Below are 16,464 nucleotides of genomic sequence, written 5' to 3' on the forward strand. Positions count from 1 at the left end.
GAGTTAGTAATTTAGAACTCATCACTCATAACTCATCACTTTCTTATTACTCAGTTGTAACCGCGCCAAACACCGATGAGAGAACCTTGCACCTGCACATTGATGGCGGCTACTTCAATAGGATTGTACTTAGGATTTGCTGGTTTGAGGGTAACGCGATCGCCTTGGCGATAAAAACGTTTTAATGTGGTACCGAATCCATCAACTCTAGCGGCGACAATAGTGCCATTTTTCAAATGATTTGGTTCTGCTACTGGATGCAGGAATACTACATCGCCATCAGCAATTAAATCTTCAATCATGCTATCGCCAGCTACCCGCAAAGCATAAGTTTGGGCAGGTAATGAGAAATTAGAAAAGTCTAAATGATCTACAGCATCAGTAAATGGTTCTATTAAACCACCAGCAGCGATCGTTCCCAAAATTGGTACACCTTGCTTCACAGCATGCAAAATCCGAATCGTTCGCGCTTGACCTTCAGTCCATTCTATATATCCTTTGGTGCGTAAATGTTCCAAGCGACTTTGGATTGGTGCTGGTGACTTCAAGTTCATCGCTTGCATCATTTGCCGAATTGAAGGCGAATGCTGGTGCGATCTGATGTATTCTGTTAACCATTCGTAAAGTTCTTGTTGAGCTTCTGTTAGACGTTCCATAAAGAAAGCGGGAAGTAATTATAAATGTCTCTAGAACATTAGTACTACAAAAAACTCCCCATAACAAGAGAAAAGTAAAAATATAAAAAGCAAAAGAAAGAATATTCTCTTTTCTTTTACCAATTTATTTTGGATTTTTCACAAATTAAGTAGTCAAGAGCCAGCCACACACTTGCCATTCTGACTCTTAACTCTGCCAATTTTAGATTTTTCTTTCAATCCAAAATCTAAAATCTAAAATCCAAAATTGAATAACTTCTTTCATTCTGCCCCTAAGACACTCGCAAGCAAAGCTTTTTGGGCGTGTAAGCGATTTTCGGCCTGTTCCCAAACTCGTGATTGAGAACCTTCAATCACTGCCTCAGTAATTTCTTCACCACGATGGGCTGGTAAGCAGTGTAAAACAATTGCCTCTGGATCAGCAAGGCTCAAAAGCTGCTCCGAAATTTGGTAAGGCTGGAAAATTGGCATTCGGTTATCTGCTTCTGCTTCTTGCCCCATACTCGCCCAAACATCAGTGTAAAGTACAGCAGCTCCCTTAGCTGCTAATTCTGGATCATGAGTCAGGAGAACTTCAGTTTTGTTATTAGCGATCGCTCTTGCTTGTTCTACAATCCTAGAATCTGGCTCATATCCGCTAGGGGTGGCAATTCTGACATTCATCCCCACCAAAGCACAGCCCAACATCAGAGAATTAGCCACATTATTCCCATCACCTACGTAAGTTAAAGTTAACCCAGCTAGAGTGCCGAAGCCTTCTTGAATCGTCAGCAAATCAGCTAATACCTGACAGGGGTGTTCTGCATCGGTAAGCGCATTAATTACCGGAATCTTGGCATAGTGAGCAAAAGTTTCCAAATCCTGCTGTGCAAAAGTGCGAATTGCCAAAACATCCAGATATCGATCTAACACCCGCGCTGTATCCTGCAAAGGTTCTCCGCGACTCACTTGAGTGACATTGGGGTTGAGATCGATTACCTGTCCACCCAGGTGGTACATCGCCACAGTAAAACTTACCCGCGTGCGAGTTGAAGCTTTGGAGAACAACAACCCCAAAACTTTATTACACTGTAACTTCAGCTGTTGTGATTTAAGTTGAGTTGCCAATTCTAGAAGTTCTTGAACTTCCGTTGGACTGAAGTCCGCTAGACTTAATAAATCTCGTCCGATCAACGCTGCCATGCTTATAATCTGTAAAAAATAATTATATATTTCTGCTCCTTTATTCAGCCGTGTCAAGAAAATACAGTTTTAGAACTGTACCAGATATTTTTGCGCCCAACCGAGGATTTGAGTTAGCTTTTGCCAATACTAAGTTATCAACTTTATCAGTGAGCGGAATTACTGATTTTTTTGATTAATCACAGTTGCAATGCCAATTAAACCATCTAGGGGCAAAAAAGCAGCGATGTTGCCAAAATCTCTAGTTTTCTAGCCTTTTTTCTGAAGAGACATATTTTTTAGCAATTACAACTAGACAAATAAATTGATTATGGTACAATAATAACTTGTGGTTGCTAATTGAGATTAAGCAGCAAAATTGCCAGCATAGCACAGTGGTAGTGCATCCGACTTGTAATCGGAAGGTCGCAGGTTCAAATCCAGCTGCTGGCCTTAAGTATACATAAAAATTTGAGTTGTCGATTGTGTACGGTAATTCAGCCAATTGGCGATCTACTAAAGTGCATCATGTCTTAAAACTTCTGGAAGGAAGCGAAAGGAGAAATTGAACGGGTATCTTCCAAAATATCTTCAAGTTCAAATGACACAACTTAAACTTTTATGCAAAATTAACCTAATCTTTATACATATATACTGAAACAGATTAGAATAGTAAATCTTTTGTGTAGATCGAGCCTATAATAGGCATCACTACATTTTTTGCCCTCTTATATCATTAAGTATTGTGAGCTTACTTTATGGTATAAACACCTCTAATAAGACGAAAGTAAAATTTAGTTTTTTAGATTGATGAAAACAGAGGTTTCTGTATCAAATACAATAAGCCACATTTAATATTTGAGAATATTAGGTTTTCGAGCCTAAATGTATAAAAAAAGGTAAAATTACTGTCGAATTTTAGACGATCGTAATTAAATAAATTGTGTCTTATTTAAGCCATAATAAACAAAGTGATTGTTATCATATCTCTATTTTACCATGATTCAAACTAGTCTAAATCTGAAACATTTTGAAAATACAGTAAATCCTGTATTTGCTAACCATGAAACTTTTCACCCTCGTTTTGGTTGGTTGAAAAAAGGATTTGATACAGCCAACAAAAATCCAGATATCTTCTCACAGGATGATGCTCCTGTACGTTTAGGTGTTGGGAAAAATATGGTACGTGCTATTAGTTATTGGTGTAGCGCATTCAAAGTTCTTGATAAAAATAATTTACCAACAAGATTTGGGGAAAAACTTTTAGGGAATAATGGATGGGATGTTTATTTAGAAGATCCAGCATCATTATGGTTATTACATTGGAATTTATTAAAACCCACTTGTGAAGCGGCTGCTTGGTATTATGTTTTTAATGTTTTTAATGTTTTTCGAGATTTTGATTTTACAAAAGAAGATATTTTGGCGGGTTTGAAAGATTATATAAATAATTTTAACAAAACTATTGCTGAATCTTCTTTTATCAAAGATGTAAATTGTATTTTAAGAATGTATGCAACACAAGATTTGATTAGAGATAATAGCCCAGTCGAAGATTCTATCGATTGTCCTTTTAACGAACTGGGTTTAATTCGTCATTTTGGAAAAAATTATCAGTTTAAAATTGGTGCAAAAGCGAATTTCCCTCCATCAGTTATAGTCGCAACTTGTTTAGAATATGCTAGTTGGGCAAGTCAGGGAAGACAGACTATTAACATTCCCAGTTTACTTTATGATGAAGGTAGTCCAGGGATGGTCTTTAAACTGACGGAAAGTATTTTATGTGCAGCTATTGAGACAGTTGCTAAAGAATTTGATACGATAGTTCTTTCCGACACCGCCGGATTAATTCAGTTATCTTTCCCTGACAGCCCAGAAATATTAGCAGAAGAAATTTTAGATAAATATTATAATTTTAAATAAGAATAAAGGAAATTATGACTAATAAAAAGCTATCCCATTATTTCAGTCTCCAGCGCCGCTATTCTCGTTCTATTAACCTAGAAAGAGATTTAGATAGTGTGGAAGCTTTAGAGGGTTATGTTCTGACTAAAAGAGCAATTGATTCTCTCTCACGGATCTTAAATAGTTTTAGTTCTGACGAAGGAAATAGAGCTTGGACATTAACCAGTGTTTATGGTACTGGTAAATCTGCTTTTGCTCATTATTTAATTTCCCTATGTGCTAATTCTCAAAACAAAATGCACATTAAAGCTTTATCAATAGCTGAAGAGAAATTAGGTAAAAATAGTGACATTTATCAATTAATTCAAGGCAAAATTAACTCGGTAGGATTAATGAGGGCTGTGGCTACGGGACAAAGAGAACCGATTAGTCATACCATTATCAGAGCTTTATTAACAGGTGTTGATACTTTTTGGACTGCTACCCAAAAAAATAAAATCAATGTTGTTCGTCAGTTGGTAGATTTAGAAGCAGAAATTAATGATGGGGGAAAAATTGATAGTAAAGAGATTCCTAATTTGGTGTTAGAAGTTGCCAAGGAATCTAAAACTGGTATTTTCTTTGTTATTGATGAACTGGGTAAGAATTTAGAGTATGCTGCTCATGCTCAAGGTGCTGAGGATTTATATCTTTTACAACAATTAGCTGAATTACCAAAAGATAGCAAAAATCCTATTTACCTTTTAGGTATTTTACATCAAGCATTTGCAGAATATACTCAAAGATTAGCAACTTTTCAAAAAAACGAATGGGCGAAGATTCAAGGACGATTTGAGGATATTGCTTTTACTGAATCATCTGGACAAATGATGAGTTTAATTGGAGAAGCAATTGATTCGTCGGCAGCAGACAATATAAGTTGTGCTATTCGTAGTGACTCTGAGGAGTGGAGTAAATATTTAGAACCAATAATTGTTGATGAAGAAATAACCGATCAAGTTATAAAAAAACTTTATCCGCTACATCCCTTATCTGCGCTTGCTTTACCAACTCTCTGTCAACGGTATGCTCAAAATGACCGTTCTTTATTCACATTTTTAACGAGTGTTGAGCCTTTATCATTCCGTAATTTTCTAGAAGAAGTCACAGTTAAAGATAATAATTTACCAAGTCTTAAGTTAGATCGAGTTTATGACTATTTTATTGAAGCTGCGGGAATGGGTTTAGCCTCTCGCCCTAATTTGCAAAGATGGGTAGAAATTCAAGATTTAATTAATGATGCTAAACGCTTAGAAGAAGATAGTCTGAGGGTACTAAAAACTATTGGGATTTTGAACCTCATTACAATTACAGGTTCGATGAGGGCGACAAGAACTTTAGTATCTTTAGCAATGTGCGATCGCCCCTCAGAAGCACAGATTAATTATTGGCAACAAATTATTGATAAACTACTAAAACAGAATCTAATTACTCATCGTCGTCTATTAGATGAATTGCGGATTTGGCAAGGTTCTGATTTTAATGTTGATAGTGAATTAAGTACATATATAGAACAAGAGCGATCGCCTTTAGTTAAACTGTTATCTCTCCAGCGTCCTTTAAGACCTTTAGTAGCACAACGTCACAGTTATCAGACGGGAACTTTACGTTATTTTGAACGCCATTATTTAGATAATTCCCAAGATTTGAGTCAATTACGTTGTAGTAGTGTGGATGCAGATGGTTTTGTTGGGTATTGGGTAGATGACGAAACGCCTAATTCTGTTCCTTCCACAACTAGCGATGGTAAACCATTAGTTATTTTGAGTGCAGCTAACTTAGATATTTTGCGAATTCGTACTCTAGAATTTGTGGCTTTAAACAATATCAAAAAAACAGCCAAAGAGTTACAAACTGATGGTGTAGCGAGAAAAGAAGTAAATTATCGTTTACAAGAAGCTGAAGAATTTTTAGATGAAACTCTCAATCAGTCATTTAGTATAGGTATAAATCAGCAATGTTGGATTCAAGGAGAAGTCGAAAGACTCAATAACATTACTGACTTTAATAGTAAGCTTTCTGATATTTGCGATCGCGTTTATTATCGCAGTGCGATTTTATGGAATGAATTAATTAACCGTCGAGATTTAACCTCTCAAGGGGCAAAGGCTAGACGAGAATTAATTCAGGCAATGTTGGAACATCAAAATGAAGAAAGATTAGCTTTAGAAGGTTATGGTCCCGAAGTTAGTATGTATTATTCTCTGTTAGAAGAAACAGGGATTTATCGCCAAGAAGATGATTATTGGGATTTTTATCCACCATTAGAAAATTCGGGGTTGAATTCTCTCTGGGAAGCAGTTGAAAATTTTTGTCTAGCAGCAACAGAAACAAGCCAAACTTTTGATTTACTTTATCAACATTTAGCAGCACCTCCCTACGGTGTAAAACAAGGTGCAGTACCGATAATTTTAGCGGCATTACTGTTGTATCACGCTGATGATTTGGGACTTTATCAAGACGGTACATTTATTCCTATATTAGGAACAGAACATTTTGAATTATTAGTTAAATATCCTGAACGCTTTGCGGTTAAGTATTTTGCAGTAGTCGGATTAAGGGCAGAAGTTTTCAAAGAATTAGAAGCAATTTTACGCAATCCTCAGTTAAAAAAATTGGGTAAAGTTCGTAATGCCACTCTGTTAACGGTAGTTACTCCTCTTTATCAATTTGTTAATAAACTGCCTAAATATACTCAACAAACCCGGCGGCTGCCAGATGAACCAAGAGCAATTTTAAAGGCATTAAAAACTACTGTTGAACCTGATGAATTGTTATTTAAAGCTTTACCAGCAGCTTGTAATTTACCTTCTATCGGCACTGAAGCCGAGGATGATGGTGTCACTGCGAAAACTTTACGCACTAAGTTAGTTCATGCCCTCAAAGAGATTCATACAGCTTACGATCGCTTATTGAGTGATTGTCAAAAACTGATTTATGAAGGCTTTGGGGTCAGAAGTAAGGAAACAAAACTCAGAGAAGATTTGCGGGTAAGAGCGAATTATTTAGCCGGAAAATGTATTGAATCCTCACTAAAACGCTTTATTCGAGCAGCCTCCGATGAAACCGCAAGTGATTCTCAGTGGTTGGAAGCTTTGGTGATGATTGTTGCGGATAAACCTGCTGAATCATGGACAGATGATGATGCGATCGCATTTGAGATGAAATTAGCGGATTTGGCACGACGATTTAACAATCTGGAAATTTTGCAAAAGGAAGTCGCCGCCAAAGGGGAAGGTTTTGAAGCCCGACGAATCACCATAACTCGTCCTGATGGTAATGAATTCAATCGAATGGTATGGGTAGATCATGCGAGAGAATCGCAGGTTGAGCAGATTGTTGACAACATTCTGGCTGAATTACCTGACGATCAGCAGTTACGACAAGCGGTTTTGGCAAAGTTGAGTGAACGGATTTTAAATGCTGATTTGCCAGAGACGGTTATTAAAATTGAAGAAAAGCAATCTGATGAAAATATCAAGGGGAAAAACTTCGGCTGACACAGGCATTATGATGCTATTTAAATGATAAAGAATTGGCGCGATCGCACCAACTCTTCCACTTTTTATCCTTATTATTGGTTTAACCAAATTTCCAAGTCAGCAACATTAGAAAAGTCTAATAATGCTTCTCCTAGATTTTCTAATTGTTCAATCGATAAACCTTTAATTCGCCCGATTAATGATTCATTAATTTCCCCAACACGGCGATTGATTTGACGTATAATTAAATATTGTTCTCCTTCTTGTCTTCCTTCCTGTCTTCCTTCTTGTCTTCCCTCTTGTTTGGCTTGTTCCCTGTCTCTTTGATAAAGCGGTTCTAGTCGCATAACTAACTCCCTATCATCTGCTTCTAATTCTTGATTTACTCTCAAGTTTTCGCGCAAGTTGTAAACTAATTCGAGCGTTGCTTTTTGGTATGGATGATTTAATGGTAACGCTTGCAATTCGATAATTGCCTGCGACTGCACACTTCCCCTACCCAAAAGCCTCAACCATAAAGTTTCCGGTATCTGTGGTAATTGATGTATTGCTACAATTACTGTCCGCAAGGCATCTGCGAGAAAATATACTCCTGATAACCAACCTTCTTTTTGTATAGTTCCAAAGCTAGACAATCTAGTTTCAGATATCGTTGGGGTAAGAATCCACAATTTGGGAATTTCTGAGTCTTGAAGTTTGGTTTTATTTGCTTTAGCTTCTCGTCGTAAAAGAGCTTTTACTTCTAATAATTTGAGAATACAGTCGCATATTTCATCGGTAGAAGCTGGATTACGGAATGGTTCTATGAGTGCAGGATTCTCAGCAAATCTTCCTAGTAAACCCAGTATTTGTAAATTAGAGCTTTGCTGTTTGTCAGGAGTGAAGAAAACATCTATTTCTTTAATCTCTCCTGAGACTTTTTCTGATGACTTGACTTCTCCGTAATCTTTTAGCAATTCCTCAAGATAGTCTTTGGCAAATTTGTCATGTATGAAACGTGTCATTCAATTAGTTCTCTAGTTATTTAAATTATCAAAAGTTGGTGCAATGCGCGATGCCTTTGGCGGGCGTAGCCATCGCGCCAACTCCCTACACCTTTTAGTTCCTAGACTTGCTATCTAATTAATAGACTCACTACATCGCCTGATTCACCTAAACTACCTGCTATTACAGGTTTAGACCAAGAACCTACTTCTGCATAACCTATAGTATGCAACCGATGGATAGTCGTCTTCACTACATTAGGACTACCGATTAGCAGGTGTTTTATCTTTTCTCTACTTACCTGAACTTGATTGCTGCTGTTATCTTCTAATGTCACAAATTCTTCTGCCATAACTCATGTACTCAATGTTTTCTCTGATTTTGTTATCATATATGATAACAAAATCAGAATATAAATTAATATAAAAGTTAACAGAATTATATTCCCTGCCCTGTGATAATGGAAATCATGGGAAAAGCAGGACAAGCACTAAGACAGGTTTTAGAGTCTTACAACATTAGCCAAAGCCAGTTGGCAATAGGTTTAGGTGTTGAACGTCCGATTGTCTTCCGTTGGTATCACGAAAAAATTGACCCCACTGCTGAAACTGTTGCAGACATTGTTAAGGCATTAAATAAGATTAATAAATCAGCCGCAAATGATTTCATTCAAGCATATTTAGGAGAGTTGGCATTATTTAAAAATCAACTTACGAATCAAGACTTACCACTATCAGACAAAGTTAATGTTACGGTTTTAGCTCAAATATTTAACAATATAACTAACTCTTACAAATATCTTTATTTTTTATCATTATTAGATATTTTAAAAAGGAGAAGTTTTGATACTTTATCGCCTATTACTTTTCAAGAAATTATTGTCGAAATGTTAGCTAATGCTTGGTATCCTCACAAATATTTTAAACTCTCTTTTGGAACACAAGATCAAATTGCTAATAAATTAGATGATCTTGAGCTAGAAATTATAGAACCAATTTTAAAGTTTAGAGATACAGATAAAAAGCTTTTGCGTGCAACTATTAACAATCAAAATCTAGATGATATTCTTATTTCGATTAATCGCTATGTTTCTTATCGTTTAATTCGTCCTTTCTTTTCTCAAGAAACTAGAGGATTAAAAGATTATGATGTTAATCCAGCTATGATTAATTTAGCTAACGATCAATTTAATAGTAAAAAGCCTTTATACTGTTTTAACGCTGAAGATCAGAAAAATTGTAACGCCATTATTCTACATCCAGATTGGATTCAGTATTTAGAGGAAAATTACACAATAGTTAGGGGCTGGGCATCTTGGGAATGGTTAAATTATATGCAGCAAAGAAACCCAAGCACTCCCAATGTGGTTAATAAATTATTTATGCCACACCAAAGAGATTCTTTAACTAATCAAACTAAATATTGGAAAACTATTTTACAATATCGAGATATTAAATGTATTTATTCTAAAGTGAAATTGGATAAGGATGAAATTTCATTAGATCATTATCTGCCTTGGTCATTTGTAGCTCACGATCAACTATGGAATTTAATTCCAACTACAAAATCTGTTAATTCGTCTAAATCTAATAACTTGCCATCTGAAGAATATTTTAAGGCTTTTTTTGAATTGCAACATATCGGTTTGACTATTTCCTATGAAAACATATCAAAAAATCAATGGTTAAAATATACTGAGTCATTTGTGTCTGAATTAAAAGTTAGTCAAGCTGATGATTTATTAAATTTAGAGGTTTTGAGTAAAGCTTATAAAATAACAACTCTACCTTTAATTTCTTTAGCAACTATACAAGGTTTTAGCCCTAATTGGGTTTACACCTAAGAAATAATGAACCTACTTTAATAATTTGGTTGGCATATAGTGAAGAACTTTGTGAACAAGCAGTTACAGAATTTCAAAAAGCCTGGGACAGTTTAGGCGATCGCACCACCACCAGTTACCGCTTCTGGGGCAACCATGAGTTAGACTTAGCACAAGCGCAAGATGGCTTAGTCGTAGCAGGATTAGCGAAAGTCTATCACGCCGCCAAAAAGAGTATTCGCTTTATTAATCAACTGGGTGTCCGTTGTTCATTGGTAATTATCGATGAAGCCCATCAAGCAGTTGCCGAAACCTATAAACTCGTCTTAGATGCTTTAGTCATCCCCTACGAAAAAACCGCCTTATTAGGTTTAACCGCCACACCGGGAAGGACTTGGGCTGATATTAACACCGATGCACAACTAGCAAAATTCTTCGCCCAACAGAAAGTTACCTTAGAAATCCCAGGTTATGACAACCCCATTGATTATCTCGTCGATCGCCAATACCTAGCAAAAGTTAACTATCGTTCCTTATTTTATGAAACAGGTATTGAACTAACTCCCCAAGACCTGAATCGGATTAATACAGAATTAGACATCCCCCAATATATCCTCAATCGGTTAGCAGCAGACGAACAACGCAACCTCCGCATCATCCTAGAACTAGAAGCACTAGCCCAACATCATCAACGGATTATCGTTTTTAATACCTCCGTTGAACACGCTAGACTCATCGCTTCAATATTGCGTTTCAGAAGCTTTAATGCTGATGCTGTTACAGGTGATACCCCCAAATCAGAGAGAGAAAGGCTGATTCAAAGTTTTAAAGACGAACAGCCCCAAACCAAGATTTTATGTAACTACGGCGTTTTAACCACTGGATTCGATGCACCCAAAACCAGCGCCGCCGTTATCGCCCGTCCTACCAAATCCCTTGTCCTCTACAGCCAAATGGTAGGACGCGCCATTCGTGGACTCAAAGCTGGGGGTAATGCGATCGCCGAAATTGTCACCGTTGTCGATAGCCAACTCCCCGGTTTTGGTTCAGTTGCATCAGCCTTTCACAATTGGGAAGACGTTTGGAGGAAAAACCCATGAATGCTAACGCCCATGATATCGTGCCAACTCACCTCGCAGTTCAAGCAATGCGCGATAACGGTTATAAAAACGCCGCTTATGCGATCGCCGAATTAATGGATAATGCCATTCAAGCCGGTGCATCGCAAGTAGAGTTACTGTGTGGTGAACGAAAACAACAAATAGAGGGGAGGAAGCGATCGCGTATTGAACAAATCGCTGTGTTAGATAATGGTCGAGGTATGGATGCTAATGTTTTGCGTCTAGCTCTGCAATTTGGCAATGGTACATATTTAGACCAAGATAAACATACTGGAATTGGTCGTTTTGGAATGGGTTTACCATCTTCATCTATTTCCCAATGTCAACGGGTTGATGTCTGGTCATGGCAAAATGGCATAGAAAATGCACTCCACAGTTACCTTGACTTAGATGAAATCAAAAATCGGCGGATGACCGAAGTACCAGAACCTACCGCTAGGCCAATTCCAATGACTTGGACAAAAATCGGTCAGAAATTTGGTGACAGTGGCACATTAGTAGTGTGGTCAAAAATCGACCGTTGTATGTGGCGAACAGGAAAAGCGATTATTGATAATTCTGAATTTGTGATCGGGAGAATGTATCGCAAATTTCTGAATAACGGTCAAGTAAAAATCCGCATGGTGGCATTTGATTTAGATGCTTTATATAACCTGATTGTAGAAAAATATGCCCTTCCCAATGACCCAGGTTATCTAATAGAAAATACTTCCTGTCCTAGACCTTATGATAATCAGGCAATGTTCCGACCTTGGGAAGGAGATACATCTTACGAAGTTCCGTTTGAAATTAATTTTAAAGATAAAAAACATGATGTAAAGGTGCGTTTCTCTTACGCCAAAGAAGAAGCTCGGCAAGCCGAACCAGGAAAAAATCCTGGTGATTTACCTCATGGAAAACATGCTGCTAAAAATGTCGGTATTTCTGTAGTTCGTGCTGGACGAGAATTAGATATGGATACAGGAATAGTAATTGCTTATGATTCAAGAGAAAGATGGTGGGGAGTAGAAGTAGAATTTCCACCTTCTCTTGATGATATTTTTGGAGTAACTAATAATAAACAATCAGCTCGTAATTTTGCTGAACTTCTACAATTTGAGATTGAGTCTTTATTGGAAAATGGAAAAACTATTATTCAACTAAAAGAAGAACTCCAAGAAGATGAAGATCCAAAAGCTTCTCTTTTAGATATAGCCCATAGAATCAAGACTCAATTGAGTGTTATTCGTCGTTTGCTACAAGCACAGACAAAAGGCACTCGTACCACTGAAAAACGCCACGGTCACGACCCCTACAAACCTGAAAAAGTAGCTACGACTGTGACTCAAGAACGTAAATTACAGGGTTATAAAGGTAAAAGTGATGAAGATGAAGAATTGCCAAAAGAAGAACGAAAACAAGTCATCAAAGAAACTTTAAAAGAAGAGGGAGTTACTGAAAATCAAGCAGAATTACTAGCAGCAACTACAGTAGATGATGGCTTAAAATATACCTTTGCACAAGCTCCTATTGATACTCCTGAGTTCTTCACTGTTCAATCAAGAGGAGGAGCAATTATTGTGACTTTAAATACCAATCATCCTGCTTATCAAAATTTAGTAGAAATCTTAGAGGAGGACGTAGATAAAGCCGATATAGATACTTTACGTTCTCGGTTGATTAACTCATTAGATGGATTGAAGCTACTACTAATGGCATGGGCAAGGTATGAGGATGAACAACCAGATGGTAAACGTAAAGAAAATGCTCAAGATACCCGCATTGATTGGGGGCGAGTCGCCAGAAGATTTTTAGAGAATGAGTAGCAAAGTGATAAACTGCGATGTCGATTAATTGAGGCACAATAGAATCAAAGACGCTATCAACACACAATGACTACTCAATTGATGGTTCAGCCCTCATCTTTAATATCTTCTGGTATCAAGATGAGTGAATTTGGTGACATTTATCTTTTTAAATTTACTGATGAGCTACAGTCTCGCTTTGAAGAACTGTTAGAGAAGAAAAAAGCTGATGCGCTCACTCCTGAAGAAGAAGCCGAATATGTAGGTATCTCTGAATTAGAGAGAATCTTTACCTTGATTAACGCTCAACTAGCGGCGAAAACTAAATGGTGTCCGAACCAACTCGAAAACTTGTAAGACAACGAGCTAAATATCTTTGCGAATACTGCCACTCTCCAGAATACTTAAGTCCAGACCGTTTTACCATTGACCATATTATGCCGCAGTCTTTGGGCGGCTCTGATGAACTGGATAATTTGGCTTTAGCTTGTCATCGCTGTAATGAGCGTCACTATAATTTTACAACGGCTACTGATCCTAAAACCCAAGAACAAGTCCCTCTATTTCATCCCCGTCAGCAAAAATGGTCTAACAATTTTATCTGGACAAAAGACGGTATAAAAATTTTAGGTACAACTTCTACAGGGAGAGCTACTAGTGAGAGATTTGATTTCAATGATGAGCGTCGAGATGAGCCTTCGATTCAAGTGGCTCGTCGTTTTTGGGTAGAAGCCGGTTGGCATCCCCCACAATCAGATCCACGTCAAGGATAAGAGGTTGTTTGAAGCCTTAAAAAAATATGTAAAAAATTTCAAGCGGACAATTTTGACAGGTAATGACTACACAAGAAAATATAATTTACCTCGATTACCACTCAACTACTCCCGTTGACCCTAGAGTAGCAGAAAAAGTCATGTACTATATGACTACTGCTTTTGGTAATGCTAATAGTGTAGATCATGGTTATGGCAATCAAGCCGCACAAGCAGTTAAACAAGCGCGTCAACACATAGCTGAATTAATCAATGCTTCTATCAAGGAAATTATTTTTACATCTGGTGCAACAGAAAGTATTAACTTAGCAATTCAAGGACATATTAATCAACAAAATACTCCCGCCAAAATAATTGTTTCCCCAGTTGAACACAAAGCAGTTTTAGATACCTGCAAAGTATTAGCCAAAAAAGGACTTGCTGAAATAATTTGGTTAAATGTCAATCAACAAGCCCAAATTGATTTAGAACATCTAGAAAAAGTATGCTCTGGCAGTGCTTCCTTACTCTGTGTGATGGCTGCTAATAATGAAGTGGGGACAATTTACCCAGTAGAAAAAATTGGAGCGATCGCTCAACAATACCATATCCCTTTTTTATGTGATGCTTCCCAAGCAGTCGGTAAAATTTCCCTCAACTTCCAAGACTGGGGTATTACCTATCTAGCTATTTCTGGGCATAAACTTTATGCACCCAAAGGCGTTGGTGCATTGGTAGTAAAAAAAGGTTATTATCTTGAACCACTTATTTACGGTGGTGGACATGAACAAGGACTTAGATCGGGTACACTCAATGTCCCCGGAATCGCTGGCTTAGGGGAAGCTTGCAGATTGAGACATTTGGAAATGGAAGCAGATGAAACAGCGATGCCTACGGCGGGCTGCGCCTACGCACTTTTACGAGATCAGCTACAAAATCTACTCAAGGCTCAAATTCCTAATTTACTGGTGAATGGAGACTTAAACAACCGTTTATCAGGTAGCTTACATATTTCTATCCCTGACATCCCTAATAGTGCCATTATTGCTAGAGTTCGCCATCAATTAGCTATTTCTACAGGTGCGGCTTGTTCATCAGGTATTGTCGCGCCGTCTCACGTTCTGCAAGCGATGAATCTTGCGGAAAATATAATTGAGGGAGCGTTAAGAATTGGTATTGGGAAATTTACAACCAAAGAAGAAATCGAAAAAGCATCTTCTGCGATCGCCAGTGCGGTAAAGGCTATTTTGAGCCTAAAATAATAAAACCCTTGTTAGGGCTTTAAGAGTAATATTTTAACTTACACAAATCTGTCAAATTGTCAAATAACTTGGCAAGTGACACTTATGATTTCGCAAGTTGTCGGTAGCGTTCCTGAACTTCCTGAATCGAAAACAAAGTTTCAAACTTCAACCCTGCTGACTGGTACAACTCTCCTCCCCCTTGTTCACGGTCTACCAGTGCAATTACTTGATTTACGGTATAACCTGCTTCTTTAAGACGCTCAACTGCTTTTAGAGCAGATTGCCCAGTTGTGACGACATCTTCCAAAACTATTACTTTTGCACCTTCTGGTAAACTGGGGCCTTCTATATAAGCTCTCGTCCCATAACCCTTGGCTTCCTTGCGAATAATCAGCGCTGGTATCGGTCGATTTTCATAAACAGAAACTACACTCACTGCTGTCACAATTGGGTCAGCCCCCAGTGTTAAACCACCCACAGCCTGTGTATCTACAGGTAATAAAGGAAACAGCAAACGTCCAACTGCCAAAACACCTTGGGGGTGGAGTGTTACCTGCATCTTATTCACATAATAAGAACTACGTAGCCCAGAAGCGAGAACGAAATCACCTTCTTGATAAGCCAGTTGAGAAAATAAATCTAGCAACTTGTGGCGCAAAATAGTCAAATCAGTAGTGGTTGCCCAAATATCTGCGTGGGCAAGAGTTTCAGTAGGATACGTCATTACAAAACATTAAAAGTTGTGCTACACCAAAGATTGAACTCATCAGAGTTCTGAACTTAAGCATAAATTAAGATTGCCCAAAAATTGAGGAGTCACAAAGGTGCGTATAAAATTAAAAACTTTTAGTGGTTTATTGGTGTTGCTTGCTGCTAGTATTGCTTTTCCCTCTGTTGCATCTGCCCAAACGGAGACACCCAATTATGAAACTACGAATGATGTATTTGAACGAGCTTTTTTTCGGCACGATCGCAATTTCTACGAAAATGGCAGCCTCAAGCGTCAGCTTGACTCATTTCTAGGATCTGGTTCCAGTTTCGGTGGTTCCTTCCCAGAAAATGAAATTGCCCGTGATGCTGAGTTGGTTAACACTTTATATCATGATGTCCTGACTCAACAAGTTGGCAATGAACCGTATATTCGCACCCCTGATTTACCAAATCCTTATGACACATCGCTAATGATGTCTCCTCGCGTAAATAGCAACACACTCAAAGTCGGAACTGAATTCAGGTTTGAAACTTTACCACCTCGTTAATAGTCCTACCCTATGGAGTCATTAGTCCTTAGTTCCTGGTCATTTGTCAGCAACTAGTAGACTAATGACTAAATCATAGTTGGAGGAGTTGAACCAAGATGTCAAAAACAAGGGTGTTGGGTGTAGGGGGTAGGAAATAAATCAGTGGGGGCTTGTACCCTATTGGTTCCGGGGCGGGGTGTACATAAATAAGAGAGTTTTTTCTTTTGACCCTACACCCCACACCCCACACCCTACACCCTAGTTTCGGTCAAT

At 37.9% G+C, this 16,464-nt stretch carries 14 protein-coding genes and 1 tRNA gene; 10 read left to right on the plus strand and 5 right to left on the minus strand.

Features of this window, described 5'->3' with window-relative positions:
• Positions 1 to 50 precede the first annotated feature (50 nt).
• Both lexA and argF read right to left on the minus strand, forming a co-directional pair.
• A complete protein-coding gene (gene lexA / locus F8S12_RS07810) occupies positions 51 to 656 on the minus strand; it encodes a transcriptional repressor LexA (protein WP_196515746.1) in 606 nt (201 codons plus the stop codon).
• A gap of 261 nt (positions 657 to 917) precedes the next feature.
• Positions 918 to 1,838: an ornithine carbamoyltransferase gene (gene argF / locus F8S12_RS07815; protein WP_196515747.1), complete on the minus strand. Its 921-nt coding sequence runs from the start codon at positions 1,836 to 1,838 to the stop codon at positions 918 to 920.
• Positions 1,839 to 2,198: 360 nt separating this feature from the next.
• Here argF and F8S12_RS07820 point away from each other — a divergent pair.
• The 3 genes from F8S12_RS07820 to F8S12_RS07830 all read left to right on the plus strand — a co-directional run bounded on the left by F8S12_RS07820 (position 2,199) and on the right by F8S12_RS07830 (position 7,261).
• Positions 2,199 to 2,270: transfer RNA gene (locus F8S12_RS07820), tRNA-Thr, on the plus strand.
• Between the two features lie 546 nt (positions 2,271 to 2,816).
• Positions 2,817 to 3,740 carry a DUF4007 family protein gene (locus F8S12_RS07825; RefSeq protein ID WP_196515748.1) on the plus strand — a complete coding sequence of 308 codons (924 nt, stop codon included), beginning with the start codon at positions 2,817 to 2,819 and terminating at the stop codon, positions 3,738 to 3,740.
• A gap of 14 nt (positions 3,741 to 3,754) precedes the next feature.
• Positions 3,755 to 7,261: a hypothetical protein gene (locus F8S12_RS07830; RefSeq protein ID WP_196515749.1), complete on the plus strand. Its 3,507-nt coding sequence runs from the start codon at positions 3,755 to 3,757 to the stop codon at positions 7,259 to 7,261.
• Between the two features lie 74 nt (positions 7,262 to 7,335).
• On the opposite strand, the gene F8S12_RS07835 is transcribed toward F8S12_RS07830, so the two are convergent.
• Both F8S12_RS07835 and F8S12_RS07840 read right to left on the minus strand, forming a co-directional pair.
• Positions 7,336 to 8,247: a DUF4351 domain-containing protein gene (locus F8S12_RS07835; protein ID WP_196515750.1), complete on the minus strand. Its 912-nt coding sequence runs from the start codon at positions 8,245 to 8,247 to the stop codon at positions 7,336 to 7,338.
• A 110-nt stretch (positions 8,248 to 8,357) separates the two neighbouring features.
• Positions 8,358 to 8,579, minus strand: a complete 222-nt coding sequence (locus F8S12_RS07840) for a hypothetical protein (RefSeq protein ID WP_196515751.1) — start codon at positions 8,577 to 8,579, stop codon at positions 8,358 to 8,360.
• Between the two features lie 108 nt (positions 8,580 to 8,687).
• Between F8S12_RS07840 and F8S12_RS07845 the strand changes: the two genes are divergently transcribed.
• From F8S12_RS07845 to F8S12_RS07870, 6 genes are all read left to right on the plus strand, one after another.
• Complete coding sequence (locus F8S12_RS07845) at positions 8,688 to 10,070, plus strand: HNH endonuclease domain-containing protein (RefSeq protein ID WP_230967871.1); 1,383 nt, start codon at positions 8,688 to 8,690, stop codon at positions 10,068 to 10,070.
• Positions 10,071 to 10,099: 29 nt separating this feature from the next.
• The gene (locus tag F8S12_RS07850) at positions 10,100 to 11,149 is read left to right on the plus strand and encodes a DEAD/DEAH box helicase (protein WP_230967872.1); all 1,050 of its coding nucleotides are present in this window, start codon (positions 10,100 to 10,102) and stop codon (positions 11,147 to 11,149) included.
• Entirely contained in the window at positions 11,146 to 12,975 is a 1,830-nt protein-coding gene (locus tag F8S12_RS07855) for an ATP-binding protein (protein WP_196515752.1), read from the plus strand. The genes F8S12_RS07850 and F8S12_RS07855 overlap by 4 nt, the downstream gene beginning before the upstream one ends.
• 66 nt (positions 12,976 to 13,041) lie before the next feature.
• A complete protein-coding gene (locus tag F8S12_RS07860) occupies positions 13,042 to 13,311 on the plus strand; it encodes a hypothetical protein (protein WP_196515753.1) in 270 nt (89 codons plus the stop codon).
• Positions 13,281 to 13,727: an HNH endonuclease gene (locus F8S12_RS07865; protein WP_196515754.1), complete on the plus strand. Its 447-nt coding sequence runs from the start codon at positions 13,281 to 13,283 to the stop codon at positions 13,725 to 13,727. Before F8S12_RS07860 ends, F8S12_RS07865 begins: the two co-directional genes overlap by 31 nt.
• A gap of 62 nt (positions 13,728 to 13,789) precedes the next feature.
• Positions 13,790 to 14,968, plus strand: a complete 1,179-nt coding sequence (locus F8S12_RS07870; protein ID WP_196515755.1) for a cysteine desulfurase family protein — start codon at positions 13,790 to 13,792, stop codon at positions 14,966 to 14,968.
• An 82-nt stretch (positions 14,969 to 15,050) separates the two neighbouring features.
• On the opposite strand, the gene pyrE is transcribed toward F8S12_RS07870, so the two are convergent.
• On the minus strand, positions 15,051 to 15,674 hold the full coding sequence (pyrE, locus tag F8S12_RS07875; RefSeq protein ID WP_196515756.1) for an orotate phosphoribosyltransferase: 624 nt from the start codon (positions 15,672 to 15,674) through the stop codon (positions 15,051 to 15,053).
• Between the two features lie 100 nt (positions 15,675 to 15,774).
• Here pyrE and F8S12_RS07880 point away from each other — a divergent pair, with 100 nt between their 5' ends.
• Positions 15,775 to 16,209 (plus strand): hypothetical protein, encoded by a 435-nt coding sequence (locus tag F8S12_RS07880; protein ID WP_196515757.1) that lies wholly within the window; start codon positions 15,775 to 15,777, stop codon positions 16,207 to 16,209.
• Positions 16,210 to 16,464 lie beyond the last annotated feature (255 nt).

The sequence above is a fragment of the Nostoc sp. WHI genome, assembly GCF_015714725.1.
Lineage (GTDB): Bacteria > Cyanobacteriota > Cyanobacteriia > Cyanobacteriales > Nostocaceae > Nostoc.